At 65.7% G+C, this 17,691-nt stretch carries 12 protein-coding genes and 2 riboswitches; of the genes, 8 read left to right on the forward strand and 4 right to left on the reverse strand.

The features are described 5' to 3' along the window. Positions 1-8: 8 nt before the first annotated feature. The gene (locus tag ACLSSQ_RS12360; protein ID WP_014237001.1) at positions 9-1,202 is read right to left on the reverse strand and encodes a cytochrome D1 domain-containing protein; all 1,194 of its coding nucleotides are present in this window, start codon (positions 1,200-1,202) and stop codon (positions 9-11) included. Positions 1,203-1,227: 25 nt separating this feature from the next. Next, a complete protein-coding gene (locus ACLSSQ_RS12365; RefSeq protein WP_416242849.1) occupies positions 1,228-1,581 on the reverse strand; it encodes a c-type cytochrome in 354 nt (117 codons plus the stop codon). 247 nt (positions 1,582-1,828) lie between these two features. On the opposite strand from ACLSSQ_RS12365, the gene ACLSSQ_RS12370 reads away from it, so the two are divergent. After that, on the forward strand, positions 1,829-2,503 hold the full coding sequence (locus ACLSSQ_RS12370) for a hypothetical protein (RefSeq protein ID WP_416242850.1): 675 nt from the start codon (positions 1,829-1,831) through the stop codon (positions 2,501-2,503). Positions 2,504-2,679: 176 nt separating this feature from the next. Here ACLSSQ_RS12370 and ilvN read toward each other — a convergent pair whose 3' ends face one another. Further along, a complete protein-coding gene (gene ilvN / locus ACLSSQ_RS12375; protein WP_416242851.1) occupies positions 2,680-2,997 on the reverse strand; it encodes an acetolactate synthase small subunit in 318 nt (105 codons plus the stop codon). 1 nt (position 2,998) lies between these two features. Next, positions 2,999-4,717 carry an acetolactate synthase large subunit gene (ilvB, locus tag ACLSSQ_RS12380; RefSeq protein WP_416242852.1) on the reverse strand — a complete coding sequence of 573 codons (1,719 nt, stop codon included), beginning with the start codon at positions 4,715-4,717 and terminating at the stop codon, positions 2,999-3,001. A 105-nt stretch (positions 4,718-4,822) separates the two neighbouring features. On the opposite strand from ilvB, the gene ACLSSQ_RS12385 reads away from it, so the two are divergent. The 7 genes from ACLSSQ_RS12385 to ACLSSQ_RS12415 all read left to right on the forward strand — a co-directional run bounded on the left by ACLSSQ_RS12385 (position 4,823) and on the right by ACLSSQ_RS12415 (position 17,524). Continuing rightward, positions 4,823-5,125, forward strand: coding sequence for a hypothetical protein (locus ACLSSQ_RS12385; protein WP_157870610.1), 303 nt, complete (start codon positions 4,823-4,825; stop codon positions 5,123-5,125). Between the two features lie 196 nt (positions 5,126-5,321). Then, positions 5,322-5,573: riboswitch (cobalamin riboswitch) on the forward strand. Between the two features lie 128 nt (positions 5,574-5,701). Next, positions 5,702-8,548, forward strand: a complete 2,847-nt coding sequence (locus tag ACLSSQ_RS12390) for a ribonucleoside-diphosphate reductase subunit alpha (RefSeq protein ID WP_416242853.1) — start codon at positions 5,702-5,704, stop codon at positions 8,546-8,548. Then, a complete protein-coding gene (locus ACLSSQ_RS12395; RefSeq protein WP_416242854.1) occupies positions 8,545-9,729 on the forward strand; it encodes a ribonucleotide-diphosphate reductase subunit beta in 1,185 nt (394 codons plus the stop codon). Before ACLSSQ_RS12390 ends, ACLSSQ_RS12395 begins: the two co-directional genes overlap by 4 nt. A gap of 151 nt (positions 9,730-9,880) precedes the next feature. After that, positions 9,881-10,135: riboswitch (cobalamin riboswitch) on the forward strand. Positions 10,136-10,338: 203 nt separating this feature from the next. Then, complete coding sequence (locus ACLSSQ_RS12400; protein WP_416242855.1) at positions 10,339-12,618, forward strand: TonB-dependent receptor domain-containing protein; 2,280 nt, start codon at positions 10,339-10,341, stop codon at positions 12,616-12,618. A gap of 14 nt (positions 12,619-12,632) precedes the next feature. Continuing rightward, a complete protein-coding gene (locus ACLSSQ_RS12405; protein ID WP_152089541.1) occupies positions 12,633-13,241 on the forward strand; it encodes a MotA/TolQ/ExbB proton channel family protein in 609 nt (202 codons plus the stop codon). Next, positions 13,219-13,560 carry a DUF2149 domain-containing protein gene (locus ACLSSQ_RS12410; protein WP_014236992.1) on the forward strand — a complete coding sequence of 114 codons (342 nt, stop codon included), beginning with the start codon at positions 13,219-13,221 and terminating at the stop codon, positions 13,558-13,560. Before ACLSSQ_RS12405 ends, ACLSSQ_RS12410 begins: the two co-directional genes overlap by 23 nt. Next, on the forward strand, positions 13,544-17,524 hold the full coding sequence (locus tag ACLSSQ_RS12415; RefSeq protein ID WP_416242856.1) for a cobaltochelatase subunit CobN: 3,981 nt from the start codon (positions 13,544-13,546) through the stop codon (positions 17,522-17,524). The genes ACLSSQ_RS12410 and ACLSSQ_RS12415 overlap by 17 nt, the downstream gene beginning before the upstream one ends. Positions 17,525-17,691: the final 167 nt, after the last annotated feature.

Consider the following 17,691-nt stretch of genomic DNA (forward strand, 5'->3'; position numbering starts at 1 on the left):
GCGAGGCGTCAGAAGCCGGTGCGGGCAGCGCGGCTGGTGAAGAAGATGCCGCTCGGGCTCTCCGCCTTCAGCTCGGCCACTGGCGCCTTGGTGCGGGTGTCGAAAACGGTGACCTTGTTATCGTCCCGGGCCGAGAGCCAGACGGCCTCGCCGCGGGGCGCGAATTCCATGTGCAGGATGGCCTTGCCCGGTTGCAGGGTGTGGGTCACCTTGCCTTCCAGGGTGTCGATGACCTGGACCCAGCCGTTGTCGGGGAAGGCGAAATTGACCCAGATCTCCCGCCCGTCGGGCCGGGCCATGACGAACACCGGCTGGCTCTTCACCGGGATGCGGGCCGTCTCCTTCCAGGTCTTGGTATCCACCACCAGTACCTCGTGGCGGCCGATGGCGGGCAGGTAGGCCTTGCCGCCGGCCACGGACCAGCCCCGCAGGTGAGGCATCTTGTACACCGGCAGGGGCTGCTCGCCCTTGCCGTAGCCGGCGAGAATCTTCTGCACGCCCTGCTCCGGCTGCCAGGTGTCGAGCATGGCCAGGCCGTCCTCGCCGAAGAGGCCGGCGATGTAGTAGCGGCCGTCCGGCGTCACCAGGGCGTCGTAGGGCTGCTTGCCGGCGGAGTATTTCTGCACCTTGGGCGCCTTCACATTGGAGAGGTCGGCCACCCAGATTTCCCCGGCTTCGAAGAGGGAAAAGGCGAAGCGGTTGCCCGACAGGTCGGCCAGGCCCACCACCTTGGAGCGCACCCCGTTCATGTCCACGGACGGAATGTCCGCCACCAGTTCCAGGGTCTCGGCGTCGAAGGCCTTGATGCCGCCCGGCTCGTAATTCTGGGCCACCACCAGCTTGCCGTCCTGGGAAATGGCACCGCCGATGGCGTTGCCGGCCTGGACGATGCGCTTGGCGATGGAGGCGTTGAGGATATCCACCTTGGTCAGACCGCCGTCACGACCGAAGACGTAGGCGTAGCGCTGGTCCCGGCTGAAGACCACGGAAGCGTGGGACAGGTCACCCAGCCCGGGCACCTTGGCCAGGGCCGTTTTCGAGGTGGTATTGACCACCTGCACCTGGCCGATGGAACGCTCGATCACCACCCCCAGGTCGCCGCTGCCCCGGGGTGCCGGGGCGCTGGCGCAACCGGTCAGGAGGGAGAGCAGGAGAACAGGCAGAAGAAAGCGGCGGGAAACGACAGGCGTGGCAGGCGTCATGGCGGTCTTTCGCGGGGAATTCAAATTATTCGTTGGGGAAGCCGACCTGGAGCTGCTGCACGATCCACTGGGCCTCGGCCTCGTTGATGATGCCCTTGAAGGGCGGCATGGGCGTGCCCGGCCGGCCATGCAGGATGGTGGCCACCATGCTCTCGGCAGGCCGCTGGCGGAAGGTCTCGGCAGTGAGGGCCGGCCCCAGGCCGCCCTTGAGGGTCAGGCCGTGGCAGGAACCGCAATCCTGACGAACCATATGCACCAATTCTTGGGCGCGGGGAGCGGGAACTGCCACTTCCGTGGCACTAACGGCAAGGGGCAGCAAGGCCGCGGTCAGGCCAAGGCCGCTCAGGCAAATGCAGGGGAAAGAAATGGCGGGCTTCATGGGCACCCATCTTGCCGCCCGGCCCACCGGGACACTTTGATAAGCATCAGCTTTCGATGCAGAAAGACCGTGGGGGTTGTAGGGGGAAATACAGACAAACTACAAACAAAGTCATTTGGGGAAAAAGCCGCCCCTCGCTGTTCAACCGCAAGGCAAAACCTTACACTGACAAAATGCAATACGCATACAGCTTTACAAGCTTACCTACCTGTACCCTTTTCCTGTTTAGCACTCTAACGAGGTAATGATGCGATTCAGATTTATACGATGTTCTTCAGCATTACTACTTTGCACCGCTCTGTCAGCCTGCTCAGTAATCGATATAAAAGACAATGTTGTTGGTAACCCGGAAGCTGCATCAGATACTTACGCCAAGAATAAAAATTCGCACGGTGTAGTGCTCCTTGATGTGAATTGGGGAAGGGTATGGGGTTGCGCGAAATATGAAAATGCGCAACTCGTCACCTTCGCCTTCGATCGAATGCCACTGAAGAGGAGCAACGCTGAACCGGCCGAATTTATCGTCACAACACCTGGACGCTTATCTGCCAAGCAAGCTTTTGAAAGCTATGCCTACCAAGTTCCGCCAGGTGAATATGCGTTGAGCCATTTCAAGATCAAAGTAGCGCAATCGGCTTCCAATGTAGGTTACTTTGTTGCAGGCCAAAATGATCTTCTCAAGGATGGGAAACCTTATGCGGGAAGCTTCCGCGTAGGCGCTGGCGAAACGGTCTATATCGGGAATTTCTCTCTCGACTGTTATAAGCAACCGACACTTTGGCGCTATTACACCGAAGGCAAAAGCAACTTCAAATCGCATATAGCGCAGTACGCAAACAAATACCCATTCCTCGATTTGGGTAACGTCACCTACAGGCTGTTTGACACCCAAGTCATTGGTCGTACTTACGAACTTAAATGAGAAGGTAATACATCCTAGCGTTGAAGGCTCCATTCCAAAGTCATCCGCCAGTGGGAGCCTCTACCTCAACGTTTATGAATTTCCACTCCTTTGAGTTCCTCGACTCGAACATCGAGTCTATAGAAAAGCTCCAGCACCAGCGCCCGCCGCTTCCTGAAGCGGGCGCTTAGTTCCCTTCAGCGGAAAAACTCCTCCAGCCGTTCAAAAACTGCATGATCCGCCCCATGGCGACGGACCGTGCGCACGTCTTCCAGCTTCTCCACCTGCTTCACCATCTGCTCGAGGCGCCGGTCTTCCAGGACCAGGAGCCAGATGCGGCTGATGCTGCCGTCGCCCACGGGCAGGCAGAGGATGCCTTCCACGTTGTAGGCGCGGCGGGAGAAGAGGCCCACCACGTGGGACATGACTCCGGCGTGGTTGTTCACTTCCAGTTCCAGCACGGTGCGCTGGGGGCGGGCCAGGGTGGCGTTTTCGTTTTTGCTGACGGCGTTCATCTCAGCCTCCAATCATGTCGGTGTTGGCGGCGCCGGGGGGCACCATGGGGTAGACCTTCTCGTTCATGTCGATGAAGGCGTGGATGAGGCAGGGGCCGGGCCGTTGCAGGGCCTGGCGCAGGGCGGCCCGGGGGTCGGCGGCGGTGTCCAGGTCCAGGGTGTCGATGCCGAAGCCTTCGGCGATCTTGAGGAAGTCGGGCTGGCCGGCGAATTTGGAGGCGAAGTAGCGCTTGCCGTAGAACAGCTCCTGCTGCTGGTACACCAGGCCCAGGGCGTCGTTGTTCATGAGCACGATCTTCAGGTTGGCGCCGGCTTCGGCAATGGTGGCCAGTTCCTGGATGTTCATCAGGATGCTGCCGTCGCCGGTGAAGCAGACCACGGTGCGCTCGGGCTCGGCCAGGGCGGCACCGAGGGCGGCGGGAACGCCGAAGCCCATGGTTCCCAGGCCGCCGGAGGTGAGCCACTGGCGCGGCCGGCGCAGGGGATAGGCCTGAGCCACCCACATCTGGTGCTGGCCCACGTCGGTGGCGATGGCGGCGGAATCGTCCAGGCAGTCGGCCACGGCCTGGATCAGGCCGTAGTGGCTGCGCGGGTCTTCCAGGTTGGGCCGCTGCAGGCGGAAGCGGGAGCGCAGGTCGCCCATGTGGGTGAGCCAGCGCTTGCGCAGGTGGGCCTCCACCAGGGGCGAGAGTTCTTCCAGCACCTCGCCCACGTCGCCGGCGATGCCCACGTGGGCGTTCTTGATCTTGTCCAGTTCGGAGGGATCGATGTCGATGTGGATGATCTGGGCCTTGGGGCAGAAGGCGGCCACCTTGCCGGTGGCCCGGTCGTCGAAGCGGGCGCCGACGGCGATGAGCAGATCGCACTCTTCCAGCAGCAGGTTGGTGTAACGGGCGCCGTGCATGCCCAGCATGTGGATGGAGAGGGGATGGTCCACCGGCATGGCGCCCAGAGCCATGAGGGTCATGGTGGTGGGCAGAGAGGCCTTCTCCGCCAGGGCCACGGCGGCCTCGGCGGCGCCGGAATGGACGACGCCGCCGCCCAGATAAAGGATGGGCCGCTCGGCGGCGTTGATCATGGCGGCGGCCTTCTCGATGGCCGCCATGTCCGGTGCCGGCTGGGCCTGGCGGCCGCCGGGGGCGGGCCACTGGCCGACCTCGATGGCCTGGGCCTGGACGTCCTTGGGAATATCCACCAGCACCGGGCCGGGGCGGCCGGAGGCGGCCAGGGTGAAGGCCCGGGGAATCACCTCCAGCAACTCCTCGGCGGAGTTCACCAGGAAGTTGTGCTTGGTGATGGGGATGGTAAGGCCATAGGTGTCCACCTCCTGGAAGGCGTCGGTGCCGATCATGCTGCGGGGCACCTGGCCGGTGATGGCCACCAGGGGAATGGAATCCAGCTTGGCGTCGGCGATTGCGGTCAGCAGATTGGTGGCACCGGGGCCGGAGGAAGCAAGGCAGACGGCGGGCTGGCCGCTGGCCCGGGCCATGCCCTGGGCGATGAAGCCGGCGCCCTGCTCATGGCGGGCCAGCACGTGGCGGATTTTCTCCGAGGCCGAAAGGGCGTCGTAGAAGGGCAGGATGGCGCCGCCGGGAATGCCGGAGACGGTGGTGACGCCCTGGCGTTCCAGCAGGCGGACGACGATCTGGGCGCCGGTAAGGGTTTCCGACGCCGGGGCGGCATCCGTCTGGCGGGCGGCTTGGGGGGCTGGGGCATTCATGGCTGGGCTTCTCCTTGCGTGATCCGGTTTGGCTTGCCGGTCGGAGGGCCCAAAAACAAAACCCCCGCCGGGCTGTCGCGCCGGCGGGGGTTTTGTGGAATTCGGTTGGTTTCTTTACCGGACTTCGCTCATCCCAGCGGCGCACGCGCGTACTACTACGACTACGCGTACTACAGCGCCTACTACGCCAATGACGGACGCGCCCGCGCCGGCCCGGGAGGGCAGCGTGTTGCAGCGGTCGAAGTCGGCGAAGTTGTACATGGAGCTGATAAAGGATTCGCGGTTGAAGGCGGAAAAAAATTTGCCGGTAAAAAAAGTTTTTGCCACTGCTCCGGCAAAAACGATCCGACGATTATGCAGAAATTCCGGCGGGGCATGCAACAGGAAATTCACAGTTTCTGTGGATAAGTCTGTGGGCCGTTCCGGGACAGTCGGTGAAAAGCCACAGTATTACTGGGGATTAAACACTCTGCCCGTTTTCTGGGCAAAATGCTCCCGGCTGTGGAAAAGACCCTGTCGCCAAATACACTATATGTAGTTGTCTATTACTCTCGTACTACTACCTGTAGTGTCCAACCCCTTGCCCTCCGCTTGAGGGCTGGGGTAAAGTCTCCTCCGCGACGGTTCCCCGATTTCGGGACAAATGGGAATCCGGTGCGGCGATCAAGGAAGTCGGGATCAGACGGATTCCCCGCGAATCCGCAGCGAACTTTCCGCCCATGCCGGAGCTGCCCCCGCAACTGTAAACGGCGAGTTCGATGTCCACGCGTGCCACTGGGAGGCAGTTCCACCGGGAAGGCGGGCATCGGGCCAGGACCCGTGAGCCAGGAAACCTGCCGTCGCCAATTTTTCAGTCTGACCAGGGGCGGGGTGCCCCCCGGTGGATCGGGATTGTCCGCTGTCGGCCGCCATGGGCGTGCCCGCCGGCGCCTCGGCAGTCCCGCCGCCCTGGGCCCCCGTTCCGTTGATAACGGGAGTTGCACGATGCAAGCCGGCCTCTTCGCCACCCACCAAGCGTCATCCCACCTGCCCTCCGACAATCTGGACGACAGCCTGCCCAACGCCGCCGATCTGGCTGGCCGGGCCCAGTCCTTCGAGGTCATCCGCCGCAACGGTTCGGTGGTGCCCTTCAATGCGGAAAAAATCTCCGTCGCCATGAACAAGGCCTTCCTGGCCGTGCACGGCAGCCAGGGCGCCGCCTCGGCCCGCCTGCGGGACCTGGTCTCCCGCCTCACCGCCATCGTCGTCCAGGCCCTCACCCGGCGCCTGCCCGGCGGCGGCACGGTGCATATCGAAGACATCCAGGACCAGGTGGAACTGGCCCTGATGCGCTCCGGCGAGCACGACGTGGCCCGGGCCTACGTGCTGTACCGTGAAAAGCGGGCTGCCGAACGGGCCGCCCAGGCGGCGGCCGCCCCCGCTGCCGCCGGCCCCCTGCTGCACGTGGTGGACGGCGACCACCGCTTCCCCCTGGACCGGGCCGCCCTGCTGCAGCAATGCCGGGAAGCCTGCCAGGGCCTGGCCGACGTGGCTGCCGAAACGGTGCTGGAGCAAGCCCTGCACAACCTCTACGACGGTGTGCCCCTGGCCGCCGTGCGCCAGTCCCTGGTACTGGCCGCCCGCACCCTGATCGAGCGGGAGCCGGGCTACAGCAAGGTGGCTGCCCGCCTGCTGCTGAGCAGCGTGCGCGTCGAAGTGCTGGGCGAGGAAGCCAGCCAGGAGGCCATGGCCGCCCGCTACGCCGAAGCCTTCCCCGGCCTCATCCGCACCGGCGTGGACGCCGAGCTGCTGGATGCCCGCCTCAAGGACTACGACCTGGAACGCCTGGCCGCCGCCCTCAAGGCCGAGCGGGACCTGCAGTTCGACTACCTGGGCCTGCAGACCCTCTACGACCGCTACTTCCTGCACGTGGACGAGCGCCGCATCGAGCTGCCCCAGACCTTCTTCATGCGCGTGGCCATGGGCCTGGCCCTCAACGAGATCGACCGGGAAGCCCGGGCCATCGAGTTCTACAACCTGCTCTCCTCCTTCGACTTCATGAGCAGCACGCCGACCCTGTTCAACAGCGGCACCCGGCACTCCCAGCTCTCATCCTGCTACCTCACCACCGTCTCCGACGACCTGGAAGGCATTTACCAGTCCATCAAGGAAAACGCCCTGCTGCAGAAGTACGCCGGCGGCCTGGGCAACGACTGGACCCCGGTGCGTTCCCTGGGGGCCCGCATCAAGGGCACCAACGGCAAGAGCCAGGGCGTCATCCCCTTCCTCAAGGTGGTGAATGACACCGCCGTGGCCGTGAACCAGGGCGGCAAGCGCAAGGGCGCCGTCTGCGCCTATCTGGAATCCTGGCATCTGGACATCGAGGAATTCCTCGAGCTGCGCAAGAACACCGGCGACGAGCGCCGCCGCACCCACGACATGAACACCGCCAACTGGATTCCCGACCTGTTCATGCAGCGGGTCATCAACGGCGGCGAGTGGACCCTCTTCTCCCCCAGCGACGTGCCCGACCTGCACGACAAGTTCGGCAAGGAATTCGAAGTCGCCTACAACGCCTACGAGGCCAAGGCCGACCGGGGCGAAATCCGTCTGTTCAAGCGCATTCCCGCCGTGCAGCTGTGGCGCAAGATGCTGACCATGCTGTTCGAGACCGGCCACCCCTGGATCACCTTCAAGGATGCCTGCAACCTGCGCTCGCCCCAGCAGCACGTGGGCGTGGTGCATAGCTCCAACCTGTGCACCGAGATCACCCTCAACACCTCCGATTCCGAGACCGCCGTGTGCAACCTGGGTTCGGTGAACCTGCCGGCCCACCTGATCCTGGTGGACGGCCAGCTGGTGCTGGACCAGGCCAAGCTGCAACGCACCATCCGCACCGCCATGCGCCTCTTGGACAACGTGGTGGACATCAACTTCTACGCCACCCCCAAGGCGCGCAACGCCAACGTGCGGCACCGCCCCGTGGGCCTGGGCATCATGGGCTTCTCCGACTGCCTGCACCGCCTGGGTCTGCCCTATGCCTCCGAGGCCGCCGTGGAATTCGCCGACCGCTCCATGGAAGCCGTCTGCTACCACGCCTACTGGGCCTCCACCGACCTGGCCGAGGAACGGGGCCGCTACTCCAGCTTCAAGGGCAGCCTGTGGGACAAGGGCATCCTGCCCATCGACTCCCTGCAGCTGCTGGAAGATGCCCGGGGCGGCTATGTGGAAGTGGACCGCAGCACCACCCTGGACTGGGACGCCCTGCGCGAGCGCATCGCCCAGGTCGGCATGCGCAACTCCAACTGCGTCGCCATTGCGCCCACGGCCACCATCTCCAACATCATCGGCGTCTCCGCCGCCATCGAGCCGGAGTACCAGAACCTCTACGTCAAATCCAACCTCTCCGGCGAATTCACGGTGGTGAACGAATCCCTGGTGCGGGACCTGAAGGCCCTCAACCTGTGGGACGAGGTGATGATCTCCGACCTCAAGTATTTCGACGGCTCCCTCGGCCCCATCGACCGCATCCCGGACGAGCTGAAGGCCCGCTACGCCACCGCCTTCGAGATCGACCCCACCTGGCTGATCCGGGCCGCCGCCCGCCGTCAGAAGTGGATCGACCAGGCCCAGTCCCTCAACCTCTACGTGGCTGCCCCCTCCGGCAAGAAGCTGGACGAGATCTACAAGCTGGCCTGGACCCAGGGCCTGAAGACCACCTACTACCTGCGCACCCTGGGCGCCACCGCCATGGAAAAGACCAGTTCCCCGGTGGACCGGGCCGCCGCCCCCGCCGCGCCCGAGCCCAAGTTCTGCTCCATCGACAACCCGGATTGCGAGGCCTGCCAATGAGCCAACTGCGTTTCGACGACTGGGACGACGCACCCACCGCCGCCCAGCCTACCCCGGCTGCAACGCCCGCCCGGCAAGCATCCCCAGCCCCCCTGCCCGCCCAGGCAGGAACGGCGTCGCCCCTGGCCGGCACCACCCCGGCAGCGGCGCCCCGCCTGCCTGCCGGCGGCATCTCCCTGGCCCCCATCAACCCGGAAGACAAGCGGGTGGTGAACGGCAAGGCCGACATCAACCAGCTGGCGCCCTTCAAGTACCCCTGGGCCTGGGAGTTCTTCCTCAACGCCAACCGCAACCACTGGACGCCCCTGGAAATCTCCATGGCCCAGGACGTGCACGACTACAACCACAAGCTGACGCCGGCCGAGCGCCACGTCTTCGAGAACGTGCTGTCCTACCTCACCACCTCCGACATCCTGGCCATGCGCAACATCGGCCTGGCGGTGATGGAGAAGATGAGCGCGCCGGAGCTGCAGATCTACCAGGCCCGCCAGGTCTATGAAGAGGCCCTGCACACCTGGACCTACCAGCACTGCATCGAAAGCCTGGGCCTGGACCAGAAGGAAATCTACAACCGCTACCGGGTGGTGCCGGAAATCCACGGCAAGATCGCCCTGGCCAACCGCCGCCTGGAGCGGGTGATGCGTTCCGACTTCGACCTGACGGACCGGGACAACCTGCACGAATTCGCCCTCTCCTACCTCTTCTTCGCCGGCATTTTCGAAGGCTGCTGGTTCTACAACGGCTTCACCCCCATCTTCGCCCTGCAGCGCCGGGGCCTGATGAAGGGCACCGCCGAGCAGCTGCAGTACATCATGCGCGACGAGGTGCTGCACTGCGCCTTCGGCATCCGGGTGGTGCGCCAGCTCCTGCAGGAAGAAAACCTGACCCTGGACCCGGTCCAGGTCAAGGCCCTGTGGGAAGAGGCGGAAGCCGCCGAGTCGGCCTACGCCGGTTACATCCTGCGGGAGCCCATCCTGGGCTACAACGCCGACCTGCACCGGGACCAGTTCCGCTTCATCGCCAACCGCCGCGCCCGCCAGCTGGGCCTGGCCGAGCCCTTCCCCGGCGCCGAGAACGTGCTGCCCTGGCTCGACGAACAGGCCAATATGCGCAAGGAAAAGAACTTCTTCGAAACCCGCGTCACCGAGTACCAGACCGGCGGCGCCCTGGCCTGGGACTGAGCCGGGCGGCAACCAGCGGCGTCGTGCCCTGGACGCTGCCCCGGCCTCTGGCGGGGATGGGGCAGCCCAGGACGCAGACTTTTGTCATAGAGGGGATTGGGGGTATGATCGCGCTCCTGATCGCCTGCAGTTGCGATCCCGGCTCCCCAGGGAGCCATTAGCAGTCAAAGGTGTCCGGCGGCAGCAGCCGCCGGGTGAAACGGGAACGAAGTAACGGCCATCACGGCCCCAAGCTTCGGCTGCCCCCGCAACGGTAAGCCAGTGCGGATGTTCCACGGCCCTCCTCCCCGGAGCGCCAGCCACTGAGCCAGCCCGTCGCCCCCTCACCGGGGCCGGCGACTGGCTTGGGAAGGCGGAACATCAAGACTGGCGAGCCCGGAGACCGGCCTTTGATTTTTGCGTGCCCGCCGTCCATGGAGGACGGTGCCGGCACGAACCTGCCACCGACCGCGGGGTTGCGGACGGAGCGGAGCATGAATCGAAGCGCCGGCCTTTCCCTCTGAGCCGAGTTTCTGCCGCCTGCCCTCGGGCCGGCGGTCGCGCCTCATCCTTTGTGCCCCCGTTTCCCGAAGCCCGGTTGGTAGCCATCGACTGGAGTCAGACAGCAACATGGGGAGCATCAACAACCAACAACCGCGGCGCCTCCTGGCCGCCGCCATCGCCGCCCTCTTTTCCCAGGCCGCCCTGGCCGCCGGAGAGCAGGGCGAGACGGAACTGGGCAGCGTGGTGGTGACCGCCTCGCGCATCGAGCAGACCACCCTGGAGGCCCCGGCCGCCGTCACCGTGGTGACGACCGACAAGCTGGACGCCTCGGGCGCCATGCGCATCGGCGACGCCCTTACCGCCAAGGTGCCCAGCTTCTACATGCGTAACGGCCTGGGCACCAGCACCCGCATCAACACCGCCCCCATCGTCTCCTTCCGCGGCCTCTCCGACGGCCGGGTGAAGATGATGGTGGACGGCATGAGTCTCTCCGACGGCAACGCCGGCGGCCTGGCCAGCCTGATGGGCATTCCCATGGGAGAGGTGGAACAGATCGAGGTGGTGCCCGGCTCCGCCTCGGCTCTCTACGGCAGCGACGCCATGGGCGGCGTGGTCAATGTCATCACCAAGGTGCCCACCAAGCAGGAAACCCGGGTCAAGGTCAGCCGGGGCTTCGGCGACGGCGAGCGCAATGCGGTGGAAGCCAGCTACCGCAACAAGTGGGACAACGGCGTGGCCGCCACCCTGGGCTTCGGCTACGAGGACATGGCCGGTTTCGCCGGCAGCGACCTGGTGGTGCTGCCGGTGGGCACCACCGGCAGCGGCGCCAACGCGGTCCAGGGCGGCCGGGCCACCACCACGGTGGATGGCAAGAAGGCCTATGTGGTGGGGGACCAGGGCGCCATTTCCTCCCACGCCAACAACCTGCATGCCAAGGTCTATTACAGCCTGGATGCCCAGTCCCGCTTTTTCGCCGGCTTCAACCGCAGCGAAAGCAGCATCGGCTTCGAGCGCTTCAACAACTACCTGAGCAAGAACGGCGCTCCCCTCGCCCTGCCCGCCAGCAACGTCTCCATCAACGGCGACAAGCTGGGCAGCATCAAGGAATCGAGCTTCTGGAATTCCAGCAATCCCAACTACCGCCAGGAGACCCGCTATTTCGCCGGTTTCGACGGCAAGCTGGGCAACGGCTACGACCTCAAGGCCAATGTGGGCTACTTCGACCGGGAGGCTTTCTATGTCGGTTCCGGTGGCGGTGCCACCTTCGATGGCGGCCCGGGCACCCGTACCAGCACTCCCAACACCACCCTGGATGCATCGGCCCAACTGGGTTTTGCCGTGGGTAGCAACCAATACTTGATCATCGGTATCGCCTCCAACCGGGCCAAGCTGCACCGCAAGGTATACCAACTATCGAACTGGCGCACCCCGGACAGCACCACCGGCGCCATCAATGAGCAATCCGATGGGAGTAGCAGTACCAACTCACTGTTCCTGCAAGATCAGATTTTCCTTGGTGACGACCTCACACTTTATCTGGGCGGACGCCATGACCGCTGGAGCACCCAAGGGGAGATGCAGCGATATGTTGGAACACTGACAGGCAGCTTGGACATGCAGGAACGTACCAAATCCGCCTTCTCTCCCAAAATGGCGGCAGTCTATCGATTAACCCCGGGCACCAGCCTGCGCAGTTCCTTGGGCAAGGCTTTCCGCGCCCCCTCCAACTATGAGATGTATGCCACGCCCAGCATCAGCAGCCGCCGCCTGCTGGTGGCCGATCCCGATCTAAAGCCGGAAACCTCCACCTCCTGGGACCTGGGCGTCGAGACAGCCCTGGCCGGCCAGGGCTCGGCCAAAGCCACCTATTACCGCACCCGGCTGCAGGACATGATCTACCGCAAACTCAGCCCTTACAGCGGCAGCCTGGCCGACGTGGACTTCTTCGCCGTGGCCACAAATGCCGGCGAAGCCAAGGTAGAAGGGATAGAACTGGCGGCGGAAATGCCCCTCGCCTCCTGGCTGCGGGCCTCCGCCAGCTACACCTGGACCGACAGCCAGATCACCCGGGACGAAAGCGGCACCGGCCTGCAGGGCAAGCGCCTGCGCTACGTGCCGAAGAACACCGCCTACTTCGCCCTGGACGCCCAGTGGCAACAGTGGCGCGCCTACCTCTCCGCCGCCTACACCGGCGAGCAGTTCAGCAAGGAAGACAACAGCGACGTCATCAAGAACGTCTACGGCGGCGTCAGCAAGTACTGGCTGGCCAACCTCAAGCTGAGCTACCAGTTCGACAGGAATTTCAAGGTCAGCGCCGGCATCAACAACCTCTTCGACAAGACCTACTACGAGTACTACCAGATGCCCGGCCGCAATGCCTTCATCGAGCTGAGCGCCTCGTTCTGACCCTGGGAGCCATCATGGAAATCGTCACCCTCATCGAGCAACTGCTCTACCAAGTCTCCACCGCCCTCTACCTGCCGGTGATCGGCGGCTGCGCCCTGCTGGTGGCCTACGTGCCCCTGCAACTGGGCATCACCCTGTTCGACGCCTGGCAGCGGCGCCGCGGCCATCTGCCGGAGGTGGAAAGCTTCAAGCTGCGCCTGGGCCAGCTGCGGCACCGCCTGAAGGGCTATCCGCGCCGCCTGGAGATCGAAGTGGAACGGCTACTGCAGGCCGAGGAACTGGAACTGTCGCGGCGCCTGGACCGCATCCGCTTCGTCATCAAGGTGGGGCCGGCCCTGGGCCTCATGGGCACCCTCATCCCCATGGGCATTTCCCTGGCCGCTCTGGCCGAAGGCAACATCCCCAAGATGGCCGGCAGCATGGTCACCGCCTTCACCGCCACCGTGGCCGGCCTGGGCGCCGGGGTCCTCGCCTATCTGCTGGCCCTCTCCCGGGAACGCTGGGTGCGGGCCGACGTGCGGGAAATGGCCCACGCCGCCGAACTGACCCTGGCGGAAAGCGGCCAGGCCCTCCCCCACCACCTGCAGACGGAGGCCGACGATGCGGTTGCTGCAGCGGCGTAGGCGCTTCTCCCTGGACGGAGAGGCCCTGGAAGACCCCATCGCCGGGGTCGCCAACCTCTTCGACGCCAGCATCGTCTTCATCGTCTCCATGATGATCGCCCTGTTCATGGCCTACAACATGATGGACCTGCTGGACCCCAGCTCCGAAGTGACCATGGTGAAGAAAAACGCCAACGGCGAGATGGAGATCATCACCAAGAAGGGCAACGAGATCAAAGCCGCCAAGGTCACCGACCAGAAGCTCTCGGGCCGGGGCGAGCGCCTCGGCACCGCCTACAAGCTGCCCGACGGGAGGATCGTCTATGTACCGGCCGACTGAGGGAAGGCGCCCGATCCTGTTCCACCTCCGGCACCTCTTCCTGGGCCTGGCCCTGCTGCTCCTGGGCCTGGCCGCCCAGGCCCGGCCCCTGTCATTGGTGCTGTTCCCCGGCGACCCGGCCACCCTGACGGCGGTCAATGCGGTGCAACAGCTACAGCAGGAGCCGGCCTTGAAGCAGGTGCGCTTCCACATCGCCTCCTCCTCCCAGCCCAGCCCGGCGGACCTGGAAGCCCTGGCCAAAGCCGACCTGGCCCTGATCTACAACATGGGCCGGGACCTGGCGAAGCAAATTGCCCCCGCCGTGGCCGAAATCAACCGGCGCGGCGCCAAGGCCTACGCCGTCGGCTCGCCCTTCGAGGAAGGGGAACGGGATGCGGGCCTGACCCGCAACGAGGAACTGCGGGCCTACGCCCAGGCCGGCGGCGTGGACAACTACGCCGCCATGCTGCGCCTGGCCCTGGCCCGGGAATTCGGCCTGCCCCTGGCGGCTCCGCCGCCCCGCCCCTTCCCCGCCGTGGCCCTGTGGAATCCCCGCAGCGGCCAGCTCTTTAGCCGCTTCGAAGACTACGCGGCGGACTACCTGCGGCAGCGCCCCGGCGCCGCCGAGCGGGTCTGGGTGGGCATCGTCTTCAACCGGGTCACGGCCCAGGCCGGCCGCTCGGCCCTGCTCGAAGCCATGGTGGAAAGCCTGGAGCGGCGGGGCTTCAACGTCGCCCCGGCCTTCGGCTTTCCTTCCGAAAATGCCGTCAAACAGTACTTCATCGACCCCAGGGGCAAGGCCCGGGTGGCGGCCCTGGTGGGCCTGGCCCTGAAGATGGGCAACGTGCCGGAGAAGACCGTCCCGCTCATGCAGGCCCTGGACGTACCCGTGGTCAATGCCCTCTCCCTCTTCAACCAGAGCCGCCAGGAATGGGAGGATTCGCCCATGGGCCTGAGCCTCAACGAGCGGGCCTGGCAGATCGCCGGAGCCGAATTCGCCGGCGCCGTGGCCCCCACCGTGGTGGCCTCCAAGGAGCGGCTGAGCGATCCTCGCACCGGCCTGGAGTACGTGGTGGAGGCCCCCATCCCCGAGCGCATCGAGCGCCTGGCGGACCGGGTGAAGAAATGGGTGGAGCTGCGCTACGAGCTCAACACCAACAAGCGGGTAGCGGTGATCTACTACAACTATCCGCCGGGCAAGGAGAACATCGGCGCCTCCTATCTCAACGTTTTGCCCCGCTCCCTGTGGCAGATCCTCTCCCGCCTGGAGCAGGCCGGCTACAACGCCCAGGGCCGCCCGGCCACGGAAGAAGCCCTGTTCGACGCCCTGCGGGAACACGGTACCAATATCGGCAACTGGGCCCCCGGCGCCCTGGAAAAAATGGTGCGCAGCGGCCACGCCATGCTGCTGCCGGTGAGCGACTACCGCAAATGGTTCGACCGCCAGCCGGAAAAGCTGCGCCGCGCCATGGTCCAGGCCTGGGGCGAGCCGGAAAACTCCAGGGTGATGTTGTGGAAGGACGGCAAGGGCAAGCCCCACTTCGTCTTCCCCGCCCAGCGCTACGGCAATCTGGTCTTCGCGCCCCAGCCTTCCCGGGGCTGGGAGGGCGATATCAAGAAGATGTACCACGACGTGGCCCTGCCGCCCCACCACCAGTATCTGGCCTTCTACCTGTGGCTGCAGAAGGGCTACCAGGCCCATGCCATGGTGCATGTGGGCACCCACGCCACCCATGAATGGCTTTCCGGCAAGGAGGTGGGCTTCACCGCCGCCGATCCGGGGGAGGCCATGGTGGGCGACGTGCCCCAGCTCTACCCCTACATCGTGGACGACATCGGCGAGGCCCTGCAGGCCAAGCGGCGCGGCATGGCCACCATCATCTCCCACATGACGCCCCCCTTCGACAGGGCCAGCCTCAACCTGGAGCTGGTCAAGCTGCGGGGCCTCATCGACGACTACGTGGTGGCGGCCCAGAAGAGCGAATCCGCCGCCGCGGCCGCCCTCGGCGAGATCAACGCCCAGGCCCGCAAGCTGGGCGTGCTCAAGGATATCGGCAAGGACACCCTAGCCAACGGCGAGGAGGTGGAGGAACTAGAGCACTACCTGAAGGAAGTGAGCGAACACCAGGCCCCCTATGGCCTGCACACCTTCGGCATCGCTCCGCCCAGGGAGATGCAGCGCAGCACCGCCGAGGCCATCCTGGCCCTGGCCGGCAAGCTGGCCCCGGCCGAATACCAGCGCCGCCTGGAAGCCCTGATGGCCAATATGGAAGCCAGCGGCAAGGCCGAGCTGGACGCCCTGGAGGCGGGGCTGGCCGGGCGCTACGTGGCCGCCGGCCGGGGCAACGACCCGATCCGCAATCCGGACTCCCTGCCCACGGGACGCAACCTCTACGGCTTCGACCCCTCCCGCCTGCCCACTCCGGGCACCTGGGAACAGGGCCGCAGCCTGGCCGAGAAGTTCGTCGCCGACTACCGGCAGCGCCACGGCCAGTACCCGGACCGGGTGGTGTTCAACCTGTGGAGCACCGAGGCCATGCGCCACGAGGGCGTCACCGAGGCGGAAATCCTCGCCCTGCTGGGAGTGAAGCCCCAATGGGACGAACGGGGCCGGGTCAGCGGCCTGGAGATCATTCCCCGCCGCGACCTGGGCCGGCCCCGGGTGGACGTCACCGTGGTGCCCTCGGGCCTCTACCGGGACGCCCTGCCGACCCTGATGCTGCTGGTGGACGAGGCCGTTTCCAAAGTGAAGGACCTGGAGGAGGACGACAACCCCATCCGTGCCAATGTGGGCAAGACCCGCCAGGCCCTGGAGCAGCGGGGCATAGCCCCGGCCGAGGCGGCACGCCTGGCGGCGGTGCGGGTGTTCACCGAACCTTCCGGCGCCTACGGCACCGGGGTGGACAACGTGGTCCAGGCCGCCAACACCTGGGATAAGGAAAGCCAGGTGGCCGACGTGTACTTCAACCGGGTCGGCCATCTCTTCGGCCAGGGCTACTGGGGCGACCGCCCCGGCGGCGCGGCCCTGGCGGTGGACATCTTCAAGATGGCCCTGAAGGACGCCAAGGCGGCCATCCATTCCCGCTCCTCCAACCTCTACGGCACCCTGGACAACGACGACGTGTTCCAGTACCTGGGCGCCACGGCCATGGCCATCCGTCAGGTGAACGGCAAGTCGCCGGAAACCCTGGTGCTCAACCTGGCCGACGGCAAGGGCGGCAAGCACGAGACCCTGGACAAGTTCATGGGCCGGGAAATGCGGACCCGCTACACCAACCCGGAATGGGTCAAGGCCATGCTCAAGGAAGGCTATGCCGGCGCCCGCTTCGTCATGAAGGTGACCGAGCACCTGTGGGGCTGGCAGGTCACCGTGCCGGAGGCGGTGGACGGCGCCAAGTGGCAGGAGATGTACGAGACCTACGTGGCCGACCGCAACCGGCTGGGCGTCAGGGACAAGTTCCGGGAAGCGAAGAACCTGCGGGCCTACCAGGCGGTGGTGGACAAGATGCTGGTGGCCATCAACAAGGGCTACTGGCAGGCCGAACCCCGGGTGAAGGCCCATCTGGAGCAGGTGAACCGGGAAGTCATCGCCGAAGCTGGCGTCGCCTGCAATGCCAACAGCTGCAGCAGCGCCGAGGTCACCGCCCTGGCCCAGGCCCAGGACGCCCGGGACATGGCCGAGGCCCGCAGCCTGCCCGCCCCGGGCAGCGGCGCCCGCGCCCCCGGCCGCAGCAGCGCCCTGCCGGCCGCCGCAAGCAAAGCCGCCCAGGCCGCACCGCCCCCCGGCGCCAAGGCAGCCGCCCAGCCGGCCCAGGCCAAGGCGGCGCCGCCCGCCCAGGCCGGCGAGCCGGTGCAAGGCTACGCGGTGCAGGAAAGCAAATCCGCCAACAGTCCCCTGCCGCCGGCCGTCACCCACTGGGCCCTGGCCGGCCTGGGGGCCCTGGTGCTGCTCGGCTTCGCCTGGCGCGCCCGGCGCCGGCCATGAGCACGGCCTAGGCCGGACCGTCCCCCTCCGGGGTGATCCTGCTGTCACCCCGGCGTTTGCGCGCAGCCTTCGGGCTGCGTTTTTTTTGCCGGGCTTTTGCCGAGCCTCCGCCGGGCCAGGGGGCCGGCCGAGGAATAGGGCTTTCCCCGGGAAACCCGGATAATGGC

Origin of the sequence: Azospira sp. APE16, from assembly GCF_047901315.1 — a bacterium.
GTDB lineage: Bacteria > Pseudomonadota > Gammaproteobacteria > Burkholderiales > Rhodocyclaceae > Azospira > Azospira oryzae.

Excerpts from the sequence above, each read along its gene's own strand:
- ACLSSQ_RS12410 (WP_014236992.1), top strand. The coding sequence starts at position 13,219 with ATGCGGTTGCTGCAGCGGCGTAGGCGCTTCTCCCTGGACGGAGAGGCC.
- ACLSSQ_RS12395 (WP_416242854.1), top strand. The coding sequence starts at position 8,545 with ATGAGCCAACTGCGTTTCGACGACTGGGACGACGCACCCACCGCCGCC.
- ACLSSQ_RS12415 (WP_416242856.1), top strand. The coding sequence starts at position 13,544 with ATGTACCGGCCGACTGAGGGAAGGCGCCCGATCCTGTTCCACCTCCGG.
- ilvN (WP_416242851.1), bottom strand. The coding sequence starts at position 2,997 with ATGAACGCCGTCAGCAAAAACGAAAACGCCACCCTGGCCCGCCCCCAG.
- ACLSSQ_RS12365 (WP_416242849.1), bottom strand. The coding sequence starts at position 1,581 with ATGAAGCCCGCCATTTCTTTCCCCTGCATTTGCCTGAGCGGCCTTGGC.
- ACLSSQ_RS12405 (WP_152089541.1), top strand. The coding sequence starts at position 12,633 with ATGGAAATCGTCACCCTCATCGAGCAACTGCTCTACCAAGTCTCCACC.
- ACLSSQ_RS12400 (WP_416242855.1), top strand. The coding sequence starts at position 10,339 with ATGGGGAGCATCAACAACCAACAACCGCGGCGCCTCCTGGCCGCCGCC.
- ACLSSQ_RS12390 (WP_416242853.1), top strand. The coding sequence starts at position 5,702 with ATGCAAGCCGGCCTCTTCGCCACCCACCAAGCGTCATCCCACCTGCCC.
- ilvB (WP_416242852.1), bottom strand. The coding sequence starts at position 4,717 with ATGAATGCCCCAGCCCCCCAAGCCGCCCGCCAGACGGATGCCGCCCCG.
- ACLSSQ_RS12370 (WP_416242850.1), top strand. The coding sequence starts at position 1,829 with ATGCGATTCAGATTTATACGATGTTCTTCAGCATTACTACTTTGCACC.
- ACLSSQ_RS12360 (WP_014237001.1), bottom strand. The coding sequence starts at position 1,202 with ATGACGCCTGCCACGCCTGTCGTTTCCCGCCGCTTTCTTCTGCCTGTT.